We start from the raw sequence: 15,316 nt of genomic DNA on the forward strand, positions 1-15,316 counted from the left end.
GTCCTGCGTCGTTGCCCCGCTGCGGTTACATCGTTCCCTCAATGGTGCGGGCCTGAGGGGCTGTCAGGCCATTTCGGGCGCATCGCCAGAACGGGCGTTGCCTCCCGTCGGCACCCTGCGCCACCCAGGCCGAGGGGCTCGCCGTGGCGGGCCCCTCGGGGTCACGCTTCCGACGTGACCCCGGTCAACTGGGCACCGTCCCAGTCCAGGCGGCCGAGGCCGGTAAGCGTCCATCCGTCCCTTTGGGCGACGCGGACGAACCCGAGCGCGATGCGCTCCCCGGTGGGAGTCCCGGTGACGTGGCGGTCGAACTCCCACTGGTCGGTGCTGGCAGCCGACCAAACCCGAAGACACGATCGAGAGGATCTCAGATGACCATGGCGCCGACGGATCAGTTCTCTTCCGAGCCCGGCCGCGCATGGACCTGGACGACGCGGAGGTCCGGATGGAGCTGTGGTTCGCGCTGTGGTGGCGGTGAGACCGGCGGGGCGGGACGCGTACCGCTACGGGCGTTCGTTCGTCGCGCGGTGACCGCACATCGGCTGTGCGGAATCCCGGCAGCAGTCCGGCCCCTCTCCGCCGCCGGCGGAGCAGGTGGGCACGACAGCGGCGCCCTCGGGTTCCGGCCGCACCGCTGTCGAGCTGTGGTCAGCCCCCGGGTCAGTGGAGCTTGTTGACGGCGGTCTTCGTCGTGGTGCGGAAGGCGGTCAGCGGGGCGTCCTCGAGGTCGCCCATCTGGCCCCAGCGGACGAGGGTGACGGTGCGGCCGTCGCGGCCGACGGAGAACAGGTGGATGTCGGAGATGCCGATCTGCGGGTCGGCGGTGTCCAGGCTGTAGACCCAGGCGCCCTCCTCGACGGCGAGCTTGCCGTGGGAGGCGCTGACGGCCTGCAGGCCCGGGTTCTGCTGCTCCAGCAGGGGGCCGCAGCCGGCGAGGGCCCCGCGGAGGGTGTCGACCAGCTTCACGGCGTCGGCCTCGGTACGGGCGACGGTGGTGACCTGGACGCCGTTGGTGTCGAGCTCGGTGCTGAACTCCCGGTAGCGGGTGTTCTGCGCCGGGATCTTGTACGGGGCGCAGAGGACGCCGCCGTTCTCCGGGACGCCGGTGAAGACCTGGGTGGCGGTCCACGGCGTCGACGACGGCGGCATCTGGGAGGCGGCGAGGAAGGCGGGCTGGGCAGCGGCCTGCGCCGGGGCTGTGGCGAGAGCCGCGAGGCCCAGTGCGGCAGCGGCTGCGGTGGCGAGTGCGGTGCGGAGCTTGTTCATGGTGATGGATCCCCCGTCGGGTCGTTCGTTCGGTCAGTGCTCAACCAGCGTGGGGCCGGCGCCCGCCGGCTGCAACGAGCACGCGCCCACCAGCCGTCCCGGAACCATTCCACCCCAGCTGACGTGCAAGGACGTGAAGGATGGGACGCAGGGTCGAGGGGGATGGAATGCCGAAGGACGCCGCCGTCGAGGAGTTCGCGGGGCTCGTGCGCGCACTGAAGGCGCGGGACGGGAGGAGTTACGAGGCGCTGGGCCGGCGGCTGAGCGTCAGCGCGTCCACCCTCCACCGCTACTGCTCGGGCGCGACCGTCCCGGAGGAGTTCGCCGTGGTCGACCGCCTCGCCCTGCTGTGCGGGGCGTACGAGGAGGAACGGCGGGCCCTGGAGGCGGCCTGGACTGAGGCGGACCGCGCCCGCCGCCGAGCGGCCTCGCCCGCGGCCACGTCTGTGCCGGCCGTGTCGGCCGCGCCGGAATCGAACCCGGAACCGTCCGCGCCGGAACCGGGCCCCGGCCCCGCCCCGGACCCGAGCGCCGCGGATCCGTCCGCGCCGGAGGCGCCCCGCGCCCGACCCCGTCGTGGCACCCCCGCCCCCCTCCTCGTCGCCGCCGCCGTCGCCCTCGTCATGCTCGCCCTCGCCGCCGCCCTGTTCGGCCACCCCACCCGTACGGCTTCCGCCCCCGCTCCCGCTTCCACCGCTCCGGGGCGGACCCCGGCCCCCCTCCCCTTCACCTGGAGCATCGGTTCCCAGCTCTGGGAGGGCGGCTGCGGGCACACCTACCTCGTGGACCGGGCCCCCCGCGCGGTCGCCCCGCCGCCGGTCGCGGCCGACTCCGGGGCGTGGGCCGGGACGCACGGTGCCGTGCACGGCGGGGAGGCGCTGGTGCGGATCACGGTCCATGGCCGGTCGCCGTCCGACGCCGTCGTCCTCCATGCCCTGCACGTGCGCCTGGTCGACCGCGCCGCGCCGCTGCCGTGGAACGCGTACCGGATGGACAACGGCTGTGGCGGCGCCGTCACCCCGCGCCACTTCGCCGTGGACCTCGACCGGCCGCGCCCGCTCGCGAGGCCCGTCGACGGCCTTGACGCCTCCGGCGCCGAGGTCCGGAAGATCCCGGCCGTCTCCTTCCCGTACAAGGTCACCTCCTCCGACCCCGAGGAGCTGTTGGTCTCCGCGCGGACGGCGGGCTGCGACTGCCGCTGGTACCTGGAGCTGGAGTGGAGCGCCGGGGGCCGGACCGGGACGGTGCGGATCACGGACGGCGGGAAGCCGTTCCGCACAAGCGGGACCAGGGGGAGGCCGGCGTACGTGCACGACTCCGCCGAAGGGCGCTGGATCACAGACTCGGACTCTGGACAGACCGGGTGACCGATGAGTAACTCCGGATACCGTGCCACCCACAGCAGCGAGCGGGGAGAACGGCGGCGATGAGCCTGATCGGGGACGGCCTGGACGCCGCCGTGCAGAAGGCGTTCACCCGCCCACCACCCAAATCCGCGGGCGCTCAGATGCGGTGCCGCGTCAAGCAGCTCGGCGGCACCGAGCAGGTCGCCCAGATGCTGCGGGCATCCGGTGGCGGGCGGAGAACGGGATCACCGGCGTCCACGCCGTTCCCTACGACGTTGAGGTAGAGGTCGGCGTCACGAAGGCGTTCCCGCTTGGCCGATGGGTCCATCAACAGCGAAAAGCCCTGCGGGCGGGTGAGCTGGAGGAGCGGCGCAAGACGCTCCTGGACGCGCCGGAAGCCGGAATGGTGTGGGAGCCGGGCGAGGAGGCGGCGTGGGAGAACAAGCTCGCCGCGCTCCGCTCCTACCGGCGGGCCGGCGGGCACCTCGCACCCCGGCAGGACCAGGTGTGGGACGACCCGGCTGGCGGAGACCCCGTACCGATCGGACAGCACCTGGCCAACCTCCGCCGCAAAAGGCGGCCTCGGCAAGAACCCGGAGCGGGCGGAACGGCGCGCGCAGCACTTGGCTGCGCAGTTTCTGCTCCAGGCTCAAGTTGAGGCCGGTATCGGCGGCAAGCCCAGTGAGCGCCGCCGCAGCGAACCCTAGGGCAACCGCGCTGAGCGCCTGCCCCATGGCCTCACCGGCGGCCTCAGGGTCGTCCTCGTCGGCATAGTGCATGGCGATCCCCTGCGCCTGGACGGCTTGGGCGACCAGCCGCTGGAATGCCAACATGGACGCCGGGCTGCCGCCGTCGCAACGCAGCACGAGCCCTGCCACGTCTGAGGAGTGCGGTGTCCTCGGACTGGACGGCGGAGAGGTGTCGGCGACGGCCGAAAAGTGAACCGGTAACGACACCTGAAAGTTGACCCCCTGCAAGGGGTCTGGCTCGTAAGACCCGGTCCGCAGGCGTCCGGGCGGCCGGCCGGGGTAGACGGCTGACCGGCCCGACCCATCGGCGCGGCCAAAACCCAGGAGAGGAAACGATCAGCGTGAGCGACGTCGAGCACCGGAAGCAGACCCCCGACGGAGCGGCCGAACTCCTGGTGCGCTGCCTGGAGAACGAGGGCGTCGAGGTGGTGTTCGGCGTGCCCGGCGAGGAGAACATCCGTTTCACCAACGCCCTCGCCCGCTCGGAGAAGATCCGCTACGTCCTCACCCGGCACGAGCAGGCCGCGTCCTTCATGGCGGAGATGCACGGCCGGCTCACGGGCTCGGCGGGTGTGATGTCCGCGACGCTGGGGCCCGGCGCGATCAACCTGATGCTGGGCGTCGCAGACGCCATGACGAACAGCACACCCGTCGTCGCGATCACCGCGCAGGTCGGCAAGGAGCGCAACTACAAGGAGTCCCACCAGTTCGTGGACCTGGTGAGCATGTTCGCGCCGGTCACGAAGTGGTCGGCGGACGTCCCGGCCACCCGGGCCATCCCAGAGATGGTGCGGCGCGCGTTCAAGACCGCGGAGTCCGAGCGGCCCGGCGCCGTCTACCTCGCCGTGCCCGAGGATGTCGACGAGGCGACGGACGGCTCGGACCTGCGCCCGCTGCGCAGGGACGTCGTGCAGCCCGAGGCGCCGTCCCCGAAGCAGATCAAGCGGGCGGTGGAGCTGCTGCGGGAGGCCCGCCGGCCGGTGATCCTGGCCGGACACGGCGCGGCGCGCGGCGGCGCCGAGGAGTCGCTGACGGCGTTCGCCACCGCACTCGACGTGTCGACGGCGACCACCTTCCACGGCAAGGGCGTCCTGCCCGACGACCACCCGTGCGCGACCGGCACGTTCGGCTTCATGCGGCGCGACTACACCAACTTCGGGTTCGAGGAGGCCGACGTCGTCATCGCCGTCGGCTACGAGCTGCAGGAGTTCGACCCGTCCCGGATAAACCCGGATGGTGACAAGAAGATCATCCACATCCACCGCTTCCCGGCGGAGGTGGACGACAGCTACTCGGTCGATGTCGGCATCATCGGCGACATCTCCGCCTCCCTCGACGCCCTCGCCACCGAACTCGACGGCCTGCGCTGGACCATCGACGACGAGGACACCACGGCCACCCGCGCGCTGCTGGCCAAGGAACTCGAGCAGGGCGCCGCGGACGAGCGCTACCCGCTCGCCCCGCAGCGCGTCATCGCCGACACCCGCGCCGCGCTCGGTCGCGACGACATCGTGCTGGTCGACACCGGCGCGCTGAAGATGTGGATGGCCCGGCTCTACCCGACGTACGCGCCGAACACCTGCCTCATCTCCAACGGCTTGTCCACCATGGGCTTCTCGCTGCCCGGCGCGCTCGCGGTCCAGCTCGCCAGGCCGCAGACGAAGGTGCTGGCGGCGGTCGGCGACGGCTCGTTCCTGATGCACTCCCAGGAGATCGAGACGGCTGTCCGCGAGAACATCCCGCTGACCGTGCTGATCTGGGAGGACAACGGCTACGGGCTCATCAAGTGGAAGATGGATCTGGAGGTCGGGGAGAACTCCAACACCGACTTCGGCAACCCGGACATCGTCCAGTACGCCCGCAGCTTCGGCGCGAAGGGCTACCACATCGAGTCCGCCGGGGACCTGCTGCCGACGCTCCATGAGGCACTGGCGGACCCGGGCGTGTCGATCATCAACTGCCCGGTGGACTACGCCGAGAACATGAACCTCATCGAGCACCTCGGGCACCTCGACTCGGTGCTCTGACCCGCCCGCGCGGCGCGGCCCGGCTCCCGTACGGGCCGCGCTGCCCGGGCCGCTGTCACGCCTCACGCGCAGCGTCCCGCCCCGAGGAGGGCGGCAGGGGCACCGGCAGCAGGGCGGGCACGGCAGTGGGCTCCTTGCGGCACACGTCCCTGCACTGGCTGTCCAGCGAGCAGCACAGCGAGCAGATCGGACCGTCGTGGGCCGGGCAGTCCGCGATGTCGGGCAGCGCGTAGTGGGTGCGGCACACCACGCACTCGTGGGGTGACGGTGACGTCGGGCATGTCCACCCCGGGCCTGTTGACGGTGTTCGTCCGAGCCAGGTGGAAGCGGCCCTTGGTCAGCCAGGCGATCAGCGGGCACGGCACAAGCGCCGGCCCGCACGCCAGGAACGTCGAGAACGCCTGCGCATAGGGCCCGAACGCCCCGAGGAACGCGGTGATCGAGACCGCCGAGGCGACCAGCACGGCACCGAGACCGGCCGGATCGAGCCGCGTGGAGACAGGCGCGCTTGAACTCGGTGAAGGGCGGGCTCCAGCCCATCCGCTTGTTGATCATCAGGCCGGCCGCGACCGCCGTCGGCGCTGAGGGAGGGATCAGGGCCGCCCGGCTCCCCTCCCGCAAGTCGCTGGAGGACTTCGACCTCGACCGTCAAAGGTCCGTGGAGCGAGAGGCGATCTCCCACCTCGGGACGCTCGATCTCGTGGTCGGGAAGGAGAACGTGATCTTCCTCGGGCCGCCCGGAACCGGCAAGACCCGCCTGGCGCCCGGGCTGGGGATCAGGGCCTGCCGGGCCGGTCATCGCTTTGCGTTCGCCACCGCCGCCCAGCAGGTCGCACGCCTCACCGACGCTCATGCCGACGGCCGCCCGGCCGACGAACTCACCCGGCTCAGCCGGATCCCGCTGATCGTCGTGGACGAGATCGGATACATCCCCTTCGAGCCCGAGGCCGCGAACCTGTTCTTCCAGTTCATCTCGGCCGCTACGAACACGCGTCCGTGATCGTCACGAGCAACAAGCCTTTCGGACGCTGGGGTGAGGTCTTCGGCGACGACACCGTCGCCGCCGCGCTGATCGACCGACTCGTCCACCACGCCGAAGTGATCTCCCTCAAGGGCGACTCCTACCGCATGCGCGGCCGCGACCTCGGACGGGTTCCCGCAGCCGACACCAGGGAATGAACAACATCGACTGACGGACCGGGGGTCATCTTCCACCCGTCGGAACCGGTCCACAATTCAGGCGTCACCGCCAGGGGAAGAGGCGCCTTGCGGGACGCACCCGCGGGGAAAGCATGCCGCAAGGCGCCGCGCCCGAGCGCAGAGACCACCCCAGCCCCGCGGCCGGCGCTTGATGCCGACGAAGATCCCTGAGGCGGTCACGCCCCACCGCTCAGGACGAGTGGCTCCCGACACCGAGCCGCCCCGGACAGGACTGCACAGACTCGTCACGTCGCGTGCTGATCGGGCCGCAGTCGTATCTCCGCATACCCGACGAGGGGGCAAGGACGTGCTCAGGCAGTGAGCAGCCCGGCGATCTCATCGGCGAGCTCGGGGCCGAGCGAGCCCCAGCCGTCCTTGTAGCCGTAGACGCTCGCCAGGGTACGGGCGTCGTAGTCGCCGTTGAGGATGTCGATGTCGGTGGGGGTGATGAGCGAGGGGTGGGCGACGCCGACGGCGCCCGAGACCCTCAGCAACTCCCTGCGCAGGGTGCGCAGGTACATCGCGGCCCGGATGGCCTTCGAGGGTGCGTCGATGCCGCGCGTCAGCCACGGGTCCTGCGTGGCGATGCCGGTGGGGCATGCGTCGGTGTGGCACTTCTGCGCCTGGATACAGCCGATGGACAGCATCGCCTCACGGCCCACGTTGACCATGTCGACGCCGAGGGCGAACGCGACGACGGCGTTCTCGGGCAGGCCGAGCTTGCCGGAGCCGATGAAGGTGATGTCGTCGGTCAGCCCGCGCTCGGCGAACACGCTGTAGACGCGGGAGAAGCCCATGCGGAACGGCAGGGACACCGAGTCGGCGAAGATCAGGGGAGCAGCCCCGGTGCCGCCCTCGCCTCCGTCGATGGTCACGAAGTCGACCCCTCGATCACCTCGCTCCATCAGGGTGGCGAGTTCCTCCCAGAAGCCCATTTCCCCGATGGCGCTCTTGATCCCGACGGGCAGTCCGGTCTCCGTGGCGAGCAGTTCCACGAAGTCGAGCATCGAGTCCACGTCGTGGAACGCGGTGTGCCGCGACGGCGACGCGCAGTCCTTGCCCGCGGGGATGTCGCGGATCCTTGCGATCTCGTCGGTCACCTTCGCACCCGGCAGCATGCCGCCGAGCCCCGGCTTCGCACCCTGCGAAAGCTTGATCTCGATCGCCTTGACGGGCCCGCTCGCGACCACGGACTTGAGCTTGTCGAGGTTGAACGTCCCGTCCTCGTTGCGGCAGCCGAAGTACGACGTACCGATCTGGAGGACGAGTTCCCCACCGTTGAGGTGGTAAGGCGACAGGCCGCCCTCGCCCGTGTTGTGCATCGTCCCGGCCAGCGCCGCACCCTTGTTGAGCGCCGTGACGGCCGCGCCGGACAGCGAGCCGAAGCTCATCGCCGAGATGTTGACCACACTCGCCGGACGGAACGCCTTCGCGCGGCCTCGTGGTCCGCCGAGCACCTTGGCCGAGGGCAACGGCGCCTGCGCGTCGCGCAGATCGGGCAGCCGGCCGGCGAACGTGCGCTGCTTCACGTATGCGTGACCCTGGACGTGCTCGACGTCGTTGTCGGTGCCGAACCCGAAGTAGTTGTTCTCCTCCTTCGCCGACGCGTAGATCCAGCTGCGCTGGTCACGGCTGAAGGGCCGTTCCTCGTCGTTGGACGTCACGACGTACTGCCGCAGCTCGGGGCCGATCTTCTCCAGCAAGTACCTGGCGTGCCCCACCACGGGGAAGTTCCTCAGCAGTGCGTGCTTCTTCTGCACGAGGTCGCGGGCGGCCACCAGCGCCAACGCCGTGGCGGCTGACGCACCTATGTTCCGAGCACGCATGAAAGACGTTCCTCTCCTCGACTGGCCGAACCTCACCACGACCGACTACCCCACACCAGCGAAATGCCACGGGAGGGCGGCGAAGGCTCTCGTCCCCCCGCGGCAAACCAGGGGCATCAGGGCGGCTCGCAGTGATTCGGCAGCCGCCCACTCGGCCGTCGGTCGTTGGCCTCGTGCGGCATGACCATCCCGCGGAAGCAGCTGCCGGGCCGGCCTGGGTGGGGGGCAGGCGCGCGGCCGGGGCGGGGCAGAGCAGTGTCAGCTCAGCTCAGCAGTCCGGTCTGCGGCCGGCAGATGTCGCAGGGCTCGATGTCGGCATCTGCGAGTGCCACCATGGCGTCTTCTCGGGAGACCAGGCCGACCTGGTCGGGGTAGGTGGCGCATCCTCCGCGATGGAGCAGGCAGGGCTGTCGAGGAGGAGCACTGGGGCTGGATCTTCCAGGACGCATCGGCTCGTGCACGGTCGCGGCCACGTCGGTGCCGGGCACAGGCGATCAACTGCCCGCGAGGTGGGCGTCGGCAAGGGCCTCCCCGAAGAATCGTCCGGCGAGTTCCGCGCAGCGCATCCGGGCAGGAGAGAAGTCGTAGGGCATCTTGGTGATCGCTGCGGCGGCACTCATCTCTGTGCTCTCCTCCCCTTTCAGGTCGGCGTCGTAGATCTCGAAGATCTTCTCCTCGGCCGCGTCGAGACCAGTTGCCTCGATAGCCTGATTCAGGGCCATCTGGTGAGCGCATCGCTGTACGGCGAGCTCATCGACGCGCGGGTCGTCGGGTTCGACGCCGTCGTCGAGAGCGGCCTCGGCCGCCTCAAGACGGTCCTCCTCGGCCCGCAGGTCGGGGTGGGTGGCCAGCACGATGAACGTGCCGGCCTGGATGGCGGCGCCGAGCGGCCCGAAGATCCGTTCCGTGACCAGCAGGGCGTCCAGATCGGAGGGGCGCAACGCTTCCGGGGGCAGGTGGCTGAGCCGGTCCGTGACCAGTTCGGAGAGCAGCCCCAGCGGGCTGCCCACCGCCTGCAGGCGCTGGACAGCCGCGCGCCGACGTTTGATGGCGGCCTCCTGCGCCGCCAAGGTTTCCTCCAGCCTGCTCAGGACCGATTCGATATGCGGGGTGTGGTCCAAGGCTTCGTATCCAGCTTCGCCCCGGGCCTCGCTGAAGGCGGCCCGCATGTCGTCCAGGCTGATACCGGCATCAGCCATCCTGCGGATCCACAGCAGGCGGATCATGTCGTCATGGCCGTAGCGGCGGCGGCCGTCCCCACCGCGCTCGGGTTCCGGCAGCAGACCGATCTCGTGGTAGTGGCGGATAGCGCGTGGAGTGGTCCCGGCGAACGCAGCGGCATCACCGATCTTGACCTGCCGGGGAGGCGTGAAGGAGGGGTACATCGCAGACAGAGCCTTTCGTGCGTGATGCCCCGACCCCACCACATGCCGCTACGGCATGTGCAACAGCCCCGTCCTGGTGCCACCGGAGCCAGGGGCGCATCTTCCCGGTGATCGCGCACCGCTCTCCCTGATCCGGCTTCGGTACGGCTTCGGCCGGGAGCACCTCGCGGCGGCTGTCCCAGCCGTCGCCGTCCTCGTCGATCCCTCGATCTGGACCAGATCGTCCCTGACGAGGGGAGTTTCACCGTCCGGGTCGACTTTGACCGCGCCAGCGTCATTGATCAGCGCATCGATCAACTTGCTGAAGGTGGCCTTCTGCTCGGGGGCAGACTGTAGGTGGATCGGAACTCAACGTCGCTCCCCCTAAAGCCTTCCAGCGCGAACGCGCCCACGCCAGCCTTGCCGCCGCCGGTCTGCCTCCGAATGGATTTCTCGACGATCTCGGCTTGGTGAGGAATCTCGATTTCGTAGTACTCCGCCTGCGACAACAGGGTCTCAGTGAGCCGTTTCCAACCTGACGGGTGGTTGGACGGGCACCCCGGCAGCGGGCATGAAGAAAGCTCCTGGTAGACGGGTTCACGACCAAGATCACCAGTCCGCCAGGAGCCTTCGCGTGCTTGTCTACCCTTCCCCGAGCTCTCGGCTCCGCTCGAGCAGGGGAGCCCCCATTGCATCGATCTGTCCAGCCGCACCCTGCCACACCTCTCCGGCCTCCTCGCAGGTCACCGCCGTCGGATCGGCTCACGGTGGCGTCGCCTGACCTGCGATCGGCAGGCCCTGCTCGTCCTGGCCCACCTGGCGCTGCGGCGACACCTACGCCCGCCTCGCAGCAGGACTCCGCATCGGGATCAGGACGGTCCACCAGTACATACGCCCCCGCTGTACGCCGCCCTGGTCTCATCCTGGTGCTTTGGCACGGACAGGAAACGAGGCCGTGCTCGATGAGTCGAGCGACTCGCTGAGGAGTGAACCGTTCCGCTTGATGTGGGGCGTGGTGATCTCTCCGATGCCGAGTGGGCTCAGCTGGAACCGCACCTGCCGGCGAACACCGGGCGAGGCGGGCGTTGGCACTGTCATCTACGCGTGATCAACGCAATCCTCTTCCGACTGCGGACCGGCCTGCCTTGGCGGGACCCGCCACCTCACTTCGGGAAGTGGCAGACGGACCATGACCTGCATCGCAAGTGGTCGACCGATGGCACGTGGGAGAGGATCCTGCGTGCCGTCCTCGCCGCCGCTGACACCGGACCGGATCGACCGGACGGTGGTGAGCGTGGGACTCCGCAGTGTGCCGGGCTCACCAACATGCCGCCGGGGCCCGTCGCCGACCGGCATGTGTGCCGGGGCGACGCCGCAGCCCCCAGAGCATCGCTCCGACGAGGCGCTCGGCCGCTCACGGGGTGGCCTGACGGCGAAGATTCGCTTGGCCAGTGACGGGAGCCGACCGTCCACTGTCCGTTCCGACAACCCCAGGACAGTGGGGTGACGCTCCGCAGTTGATCACGGTCTTGGATCGCATCCGCGTTCCGCGTCCAGTCGGTGGCCGCCCGCGTACGAGAGCGGACCACGTATGCGGGGACAAGGCATACAGCTCGCGTCGAAACCGCCAGTGCCTGCGACGACGGCAGATCCGGCACACGATCACCGAGCGTCGAGACAAACGAGCCAACCGCCGACGACGCGGGAGCCGAGGCGGTCGCCCCACTGCTTTCGACCTGTCCCGGTATGCCCGCAGAAACGAGGTCGAGCGGTGCCTCAACACGCTCAAAGGATCCAGGGCCGTGGCGACTCGGTACGACAAACGAGCCTACGTATTCCATGGCACGGTGACTCCGGCCGCGCTTCGACGCCGGCCTGATCGCCAAAATTCCGGGGCGCCGGCCGGGCGCCCCCGGAATTTTGGCGATCAGCGGTTCGGGCGATCCCGGCGGATCACCGGATCACTTGGCCTCCAAGTCGCTCCTGATCATGGACACCGCGGAAGCCAGGATGCCGATAGCCCTCTGCACCTCGCGGATGCCCTCGTTGGTCCGGGGCTCGTCCTCCTGGCCGACCCCGGCGACGCACGCGTTGCTTCCGTGCTCGAAGTCGGTAAGGGCTTCCGCCCAGAAACCCTTCGCCTTCTCGCTCGGAGGGGTGCCGTACTTCTTCGCCTTGGCCACCGCTGCCAGCAACTCCTGACAAGCGGTGCGCTTGTCGTCCATCACTTGCATGCTCGCCGTGTTGACGTTGCTCGAGCTGTCGGACAGCGCCTTGACCCTGTCGTCACCCCCCGAAGACCACCAGTCTCCCAACTCCTCGGCAGGGGTCGCGGAGCAGCCGACGAGCAGCACTCCGGTGGCGACGGTAGCGGTGGCGACAGTGAGCAAGCGGACACCGAAACGCATGGAACCCCCCTATGTTCGAATCCCATTGATGTTGCCAGGAACCACCCTGCCGGGTAGGGCCAACGCGCGGACTGCCCACCGCAAGCGCTCCCGCTGCCCAGCGGCGGCCCCCTCCGGCCGGCGAGGCCATCTCGACGGCATCGACGTGACCCGAACCGCTTTCTCAGCGGCGTCCACAGCTTCCACTGCCGGTACTTCGCCCACGGCGGGTGAGGAAGGGCACGCTCGTCATCCGGTCAGTCAGTCCTACAGAGCGTGTCTCCTTGATCTGCTCGCCGGTTGATTCACGCGGGCGCCGGACTGGCCGTCCACGAACCTGCGTATGCTCGCCTCGATTGTTGCGCAGAAGGGTTGAGAGGGGATAGGCGTGCTGAGGCTGCTCGGCTTCTTCGACGACTTCGGCTACTCGAGCCAGTTGACTCAGGGACCGCTGCTGGCTCAAGTGCAAGCGTCCGCCGAACCGGATGAAGCGGAAATCGTCGAGTATCTCGACGCAGGCCATCACCTCACGTACTTCATGGAGGCGGGGGTCGATGTCGTCACGGGAGAGGTCCACCGGCACACCTCCGGCTGCTCGTCGCTGGTATCCGATGGTAGATGGGTATGGCGCGCGGACTTTGCGCACTACCTGGAGGTGTACCACGTGCCGTTGCCCGCAACCTTCGTTGAACGGGTTCGAGGGCTGCGCCACCAGATGCCGGACCTGGTCGGTGCGGACTTCGCACCGGTCTTCGACGAGATTGTCCTCGGATTCGGATGGACGGATGTCGAGCCATGGGACGCAGAGTCGCTCCTGCGCCCGAAGCCAAGGGCCGTTTCGACCCGTGCCGAATTCGTGGCCGGAGTCAGGCAGGAACGGCCTGCCGGACCCTGGGGGAAGGCGCCACGTAAGCCGCGCAGGGCCAAGGAGCACGGTATATAGCGATCGCCGCTATACGCGATGGGACCGGTCAGCCGGCGAGTGGCCACCCGAACTCTGACATCCAACGTGCCGACCGGCGAGGAAACACCCGGATCCCCGCTCAGGCGCCGCCCGGGCGGCGACACGTTCGCGTGGAACAGCTCCGGCCCACCACCCGGCGAGTTCACACACTCCGGAGCAAGACCGATCCAGGACTCCACTGCCGTCACACCGAGCGCCTGATTTGAGATCAGGCGCATGGAGTGCGCCGGGACTTCGCCGGGGGATCCGGTGCTGTCCGAGGTAGGTCTGGAAGGCGGTCGGGCGGCATCCTCGGTCTCTGGGAGGCCGCTGAGGCGCTCGAGGTTGATGGCGATGAAGGTCGGGACGTGCTGGAGGTGGACCTTTCCCTGACCTCGGTAGCAGTGCATGCCGTAACCGTGGGCGAACTCGTGCACGGCTCGATCCACTCCGGAGCGGACCGCGTCGCGGATCTTCCAGTCGAGTGTCTGTTGCCGACGATGCGGTTGCTTTCGCAGAAGGTGGCGCACTGGGCGCGGGCCGGGCAGGGGTGACACTGGCTCTTGGTGGACCGGGCCACGATGAGTGTGGCTGCGGTGGGTGAGGAAGTCGGGTAGGGGCCGTACCAGCCCCGGCTGACCTGGCCCTGGTGGCAGATGACCTGCTCTCGGTCGTAGTCGATGTGGAAGCCGCCGCGGACGATGCCTTCGCCTCGGAGGTGTTGTCGGGCGGGGTTGGACCGGAGCGGTTCGGAGACGTTGGCCTGGTGGTCTCGTGCGGCGGCTTGTTCCAGCTCGATCACAACAGTTCGCGCGCCGACGGAACGTCACTCCATACGATCACCAACGTGCGGGATGCCGCGGATCCCTCATCGAGAGCTGCTCGTCCCTCACCTCCACGGGACGGGCGACTCCGGGACGCTCCATCCCCGTACCTCGCAGGCCCGGAGCTAGCGGCAGGCACTGACCGGGTCGGCCCGGCAACCACACAGCCCAGCGGCCTGATCATCTACTAGAATGACGCCACGCACATGGGCGTGAACATCGGAGGCGGGCAAATGGTCCACATTCCACCGCCCGGACGCACGGTCACGACAATGCCCGATGCCACCATGCCCAGCCCCGGCCCGTCCCGATTCGGAGCCTGAGCGAATGCCTCAATCGCTGACACCCCGCGACACGGGAAACCTGCCCGCGCTCGCCGCACCTCCGCCGATCCGTCTCGACGCGTACGTGGCTGAGGACGGATCCACTGTGGTAAACGGCCACCTAGTGCAAATGGGCGGCGTCCGCTCGTCCAACGAGGCGATCCTCGACGCCATAGCCATGTTCGCCCGGACCCTGGGGGCCCCGGTGGCAGCGACCTTGATCGACCGCAGGGCCCGGCAGATCGCGCGGCTTCGGGTGTATCCCGACGGCTCCAGCCGGACCATCGCCGAAGGCGAGGACCTACCGCCCGGCCTCGAACGAACCGCCGCGGAAGAAGAGTCGTTCCCCCCGCTCGCTCGCGTCGAACGCATCATCCAACATGCCCAACGCAACGAACTCCACACCGCGTTCGTTCTCGCCAGCGCACTACGCGAACACCTGACGCTGCGCCGCGGCGCGGAAGACGAACTGTCGCTGGAGGCCAGAGCGATCGAGGCCTACATGGCCTACCTCCGCGGCGACTACCTGATCTCAACCACTCTCGCGCTGACCGTCGCACGCATCCGCTGCGGCACCGACCTCAACCGCGCCGTCCCCGAAGTCGCCCGAGCCACCGCAGCATGGCAACGACTGCAGGACAAGAGCCAGGTAGCAACCCGAGGTCAAGAACTGCTCCACATGTGGGAGCGGTTGTCCGCAGAGGGCCTACTCCACGAACCATCCCACCACGCCATGGCCCACACCGTCCGGGACCGGATCAGACGAAGCGCCCAGCCCCCCGAGAAGCCAGTCTCCGACCCCACTCCGACAGCGGCCCTGACCACCACGCAAGATCACATCACCCCCGACGGCAAACATCCCAAACCCGCTCGAAAACTCCTGCAACGCTTCAGTAAACGGACCACGCCAGCACTTTGGAATAGAGACTGAACAAGAGCTCCGCCCCGTGGCCCTTCGCCCTGGTTGCAGGGCTTCTCACTCTGCCCCACGGATTCGACGGGCCTTGATCCAGCGAACCTCTGCCCTCGGCGCCGAGTGACCTTGGTCTTCTCCCCAGGCC

General features: G+C 69.0%; 11 protein-coding genes and 5 pseudogenes. 10 read left to right on the top strand and 6 right to left on the bottom strand.

Annotated features, from left to right (window positions below):
- Positions 1-660: 660 nt before the first annotated feature.
- Positions 661-1,266, bottom strand: coding sequence for a hypothetical protein (locus AB0I83_RS27850; protein ID WP_056789649.1), 606 nt, complete (start codon positions 1,264-1,266; stop codon positions 661-663).
- Positions 1,267-1,433: 167 nt separating this feature from the next.
- On the opposite strand from AB0I83_RS27850, the gene AB0I83_RS27855 reads away from it, so the two are divergent.
- The 4 genes and pseudogenes from AB0I83_RS27855 (at position 1,434) to AB0I83_RS27870 (ending at position 5,388) form a co-directional block, all read left to right on the top strand.
- A complete protein-coding gene (locus tag AB0I83_RS27855; protein ID WP_363306584.1) occupies positions 1,434-2,633 on the top strand; it encodes a helix-turn-helix transcriptional regulator in 1,200 nt (399 codons plus the stop codon).
- Positions 2,634-2,692: 59 nt separating this feature from the next.
- A pseudogene (locus tag AB0I83_RS27860) lies at positions 2,693-2,836 on the top strand (XRE family transcriptional regulator); the annotation flags it as partial.
- Positions 2,833-3,241 (top strand): annotated as a pseudogene (locus tag AB0I83_RS27865) (helicase associated domain-containing protein); the annotation flags it as partial. The pseudogenes AB0I83_RS27860 and AB0I83_RS27865, both read left to right, overlap by 4 nt.
- Positions 3,242-3,702: 461 nt before the next feature.
- On the top strand, positions 3,703-5,388 hold the full coding sequence (locus tag AB0I83_RS27870; protein WP_363306585.1) for an acetolactate synthase large subunit: 1,686 nt from the start codon (positions 3,703-3,705) through the stop codon (positions 5,386-5,388).
- A 55-nt stretch (positions 5,389-5,443) separates the two neighbouring features.
- Here the strand turns inward: AB0I83_RS27870 and AB0I83_RS27875 are convergent, their stop codons facing one another.
- Positions 5,444-5,635 (bottom strand): hypothetical protein, encoded by a 192-nt coding sequence (locus AB0I83_RS27875; RefSeq protein WP_363306586.1) that lies wholly within the window; start codon positions 5,633-5,635, stop codon positions 5,444-5,446.
- A gap of 270 nt (positions 5,636-5,905) precedes the next feature.
- Here AB0I83_RS27875 and istB point away from each other — a divergent pair.
- Positions 5,906-6,567: pseudogene (gene istB, locus AB0I83_RS27880) on the top strand (IS21-like element helper ATPase IstB).
- 332 nt (positions 6,568-6,899) lie between these two features.
- Here istB and AB0I83_RS27885 read toward each other — a convergent pair.
- The 3 genes from AB0I83_RS27885 to AB0I83_RS27895 all read right to left on the bottom strand — a co-directional run bounded on the left by AB0I83_RS27885 (position 6,900) and on the right by AB0I83_RS27895 (position 9,799).
- On the bottom strand, positions 6,900-8,414 hold the full coding sequence (locus AB0I83_RS27885; protein WP_363306587.1) for an FMN-binding glutamate synthase family protein: 1,515 nt from the start codon (positions 8,412-8,414) through the stop codon (positions 6,900-6,902).
- 263 nt (positions 8,415-8,677) lie between these two features.
- Positions 8,678-8,902: a DUF6233 domain-containing protein gene (locus AB0I83_RS27890; protein ID WP_363306588.1), complete on the bottom strand. Its 225-nt coding sequence runs from the start codon at positions 8,900-8,902 to the stop codon at positions 8,678-8,680.
- Between the two features lie 6 nt (positions 8,903-8,908).
- Positions 8,909-9,799 (bottom strand): MerR family transcriptional regulator, encoded by an 891-nt coding sequence (locus AB0I83_RS27895; RefSeq protein WP_363306589.1) that lies wholly within the window; start codon positions 9,797-9,799, stop codon positions 8,909-8,911.
- A gap of 672 nt (positions 9,800-10,471) precedes the next feature.
- Here AB0I83_RS27895 and AB0I83_RS27900 point away from each other — a divergent pair.
- Together AB0I83_RS27900 and AB0I83_RS27905 are read left to right on the top strand one after the other, a co-directional pair.
- A pseudogene (locus AB0I83_RS27900) lies at positions 10,472-10,673 on the top strand (transposase family protein); the annotation flags it as partial.
- 110 nt (positions 10,674-10,783) lie between these two features.
- Positions 10,784-11,646: pseudogene (locus AB0I83_RS27905) on the top strand (IS5 family transposase); the annotation flags it as partial.
- 93 nt (positions 11,647-11,739) lie between these two features.
- Here the strand turns inward: AB0I83_RS27905 and AB0I83_RS27910 are convergent.
- Entirely contained in the window at positions 11,740-12,168 is a 429-nt protein-coding gene (locus AB0I83_RS27910) for a hypothetical protein (protein ID WP_363306635.1), read from the bottom strand.
- A 385-nt stretch (positions 12,169-12,553) separates the two neighbouring features.
- Here AB0I83_RS27910 and AB0I83_RS27915 point away from each other — a divergent pair, with 385 nt between their 5' ends.
- From AB0I83_RS27915 to AB0I83_RS27925, 3 genes are all read left to right on the top strand, one after another.
- Complete coding sequence (locus tag AB0I83_RS27915; protein WP_363306590.1) at positions 12,554-13,108, top strand: hypothetical protein; 555 nt, start codon at positions 12,554-12,556, stop codon at positions 13,106-13,108.
- A 368-nt stretch (positions 13,109-13,476) separates the two neighbouring features.
- The gene (locus AB0I83_RS27920; protein WP_363306591.1) at positions 13,477-13,662 is read left to right on the top strand and encodes a hypothetical protein; all 186 of its coding nucleotides are present in this window, start codon (positions 13,477-13,479) and stop codon (positions 13,660-13,662) included.
- 597 nt (positions 13,663-14,259) lie between these two features.
- Positions 14,260-15,186 carry a hypothetical protein gene (locus AB0I83_RS27925; RefSeq protein WP_363306592.1) on the top strand — a complete coding sequence of 309 codons (927 nt, stop codon included), beginning with the start codon at positions 14,260-14,262 and terminating at the stop codon, positions 15,184-15,186.
- The last annotated feature ends 130 nt before the right edge of the window (positions 15,187-15,316 follow it).

Source organism: Streptomyces sp. NPDC049970 (assembly GCF_040660235.1).
GTDB lineage: Bacteria > Actinomycetota > Actinomycetes > Streptomycetales > Streptomycetaceae > Streptomyces.

Coding starts and splice junctions, on each gene's coding strand:
- AB0I83_RS27850 (WP_056789649.1), bottom strand. CDS start 1,266: ATGAACAAGCTCCGCACCGCACTCGCCACCGCAGCCGCTGCCGCACTG.
- AB0I83_RS27895 (WP_363306589.1), bottom strand. CDS start 9,799: ATGTACCCCTCCTTCACGCCTCCCCGGCAGGTCAAGATCGGTGATGCC.
- AB0I83_RS27925 (WP_363306592.1), top strand. CDS start 14,260: ATGCCTCAATCGCTGACACCCCGCGACACGGGAAACCTGCCCGCGCTC.
- AB0I83_RS27885 (WP_363306587.1), bottom strand. CDS start 8,414: ATGCGTGCTCGGAACATAGGTGCGTCAGCCGCCACGGCGTTGGCGCTG.
- AB0I83_RS27855 (WP_363306584.1), top strand. CDS start 1,434: ATGCCGAAGGACGCCGCCGTCGAGGAGTTCGCGGGGCTCGTGCGCGCA.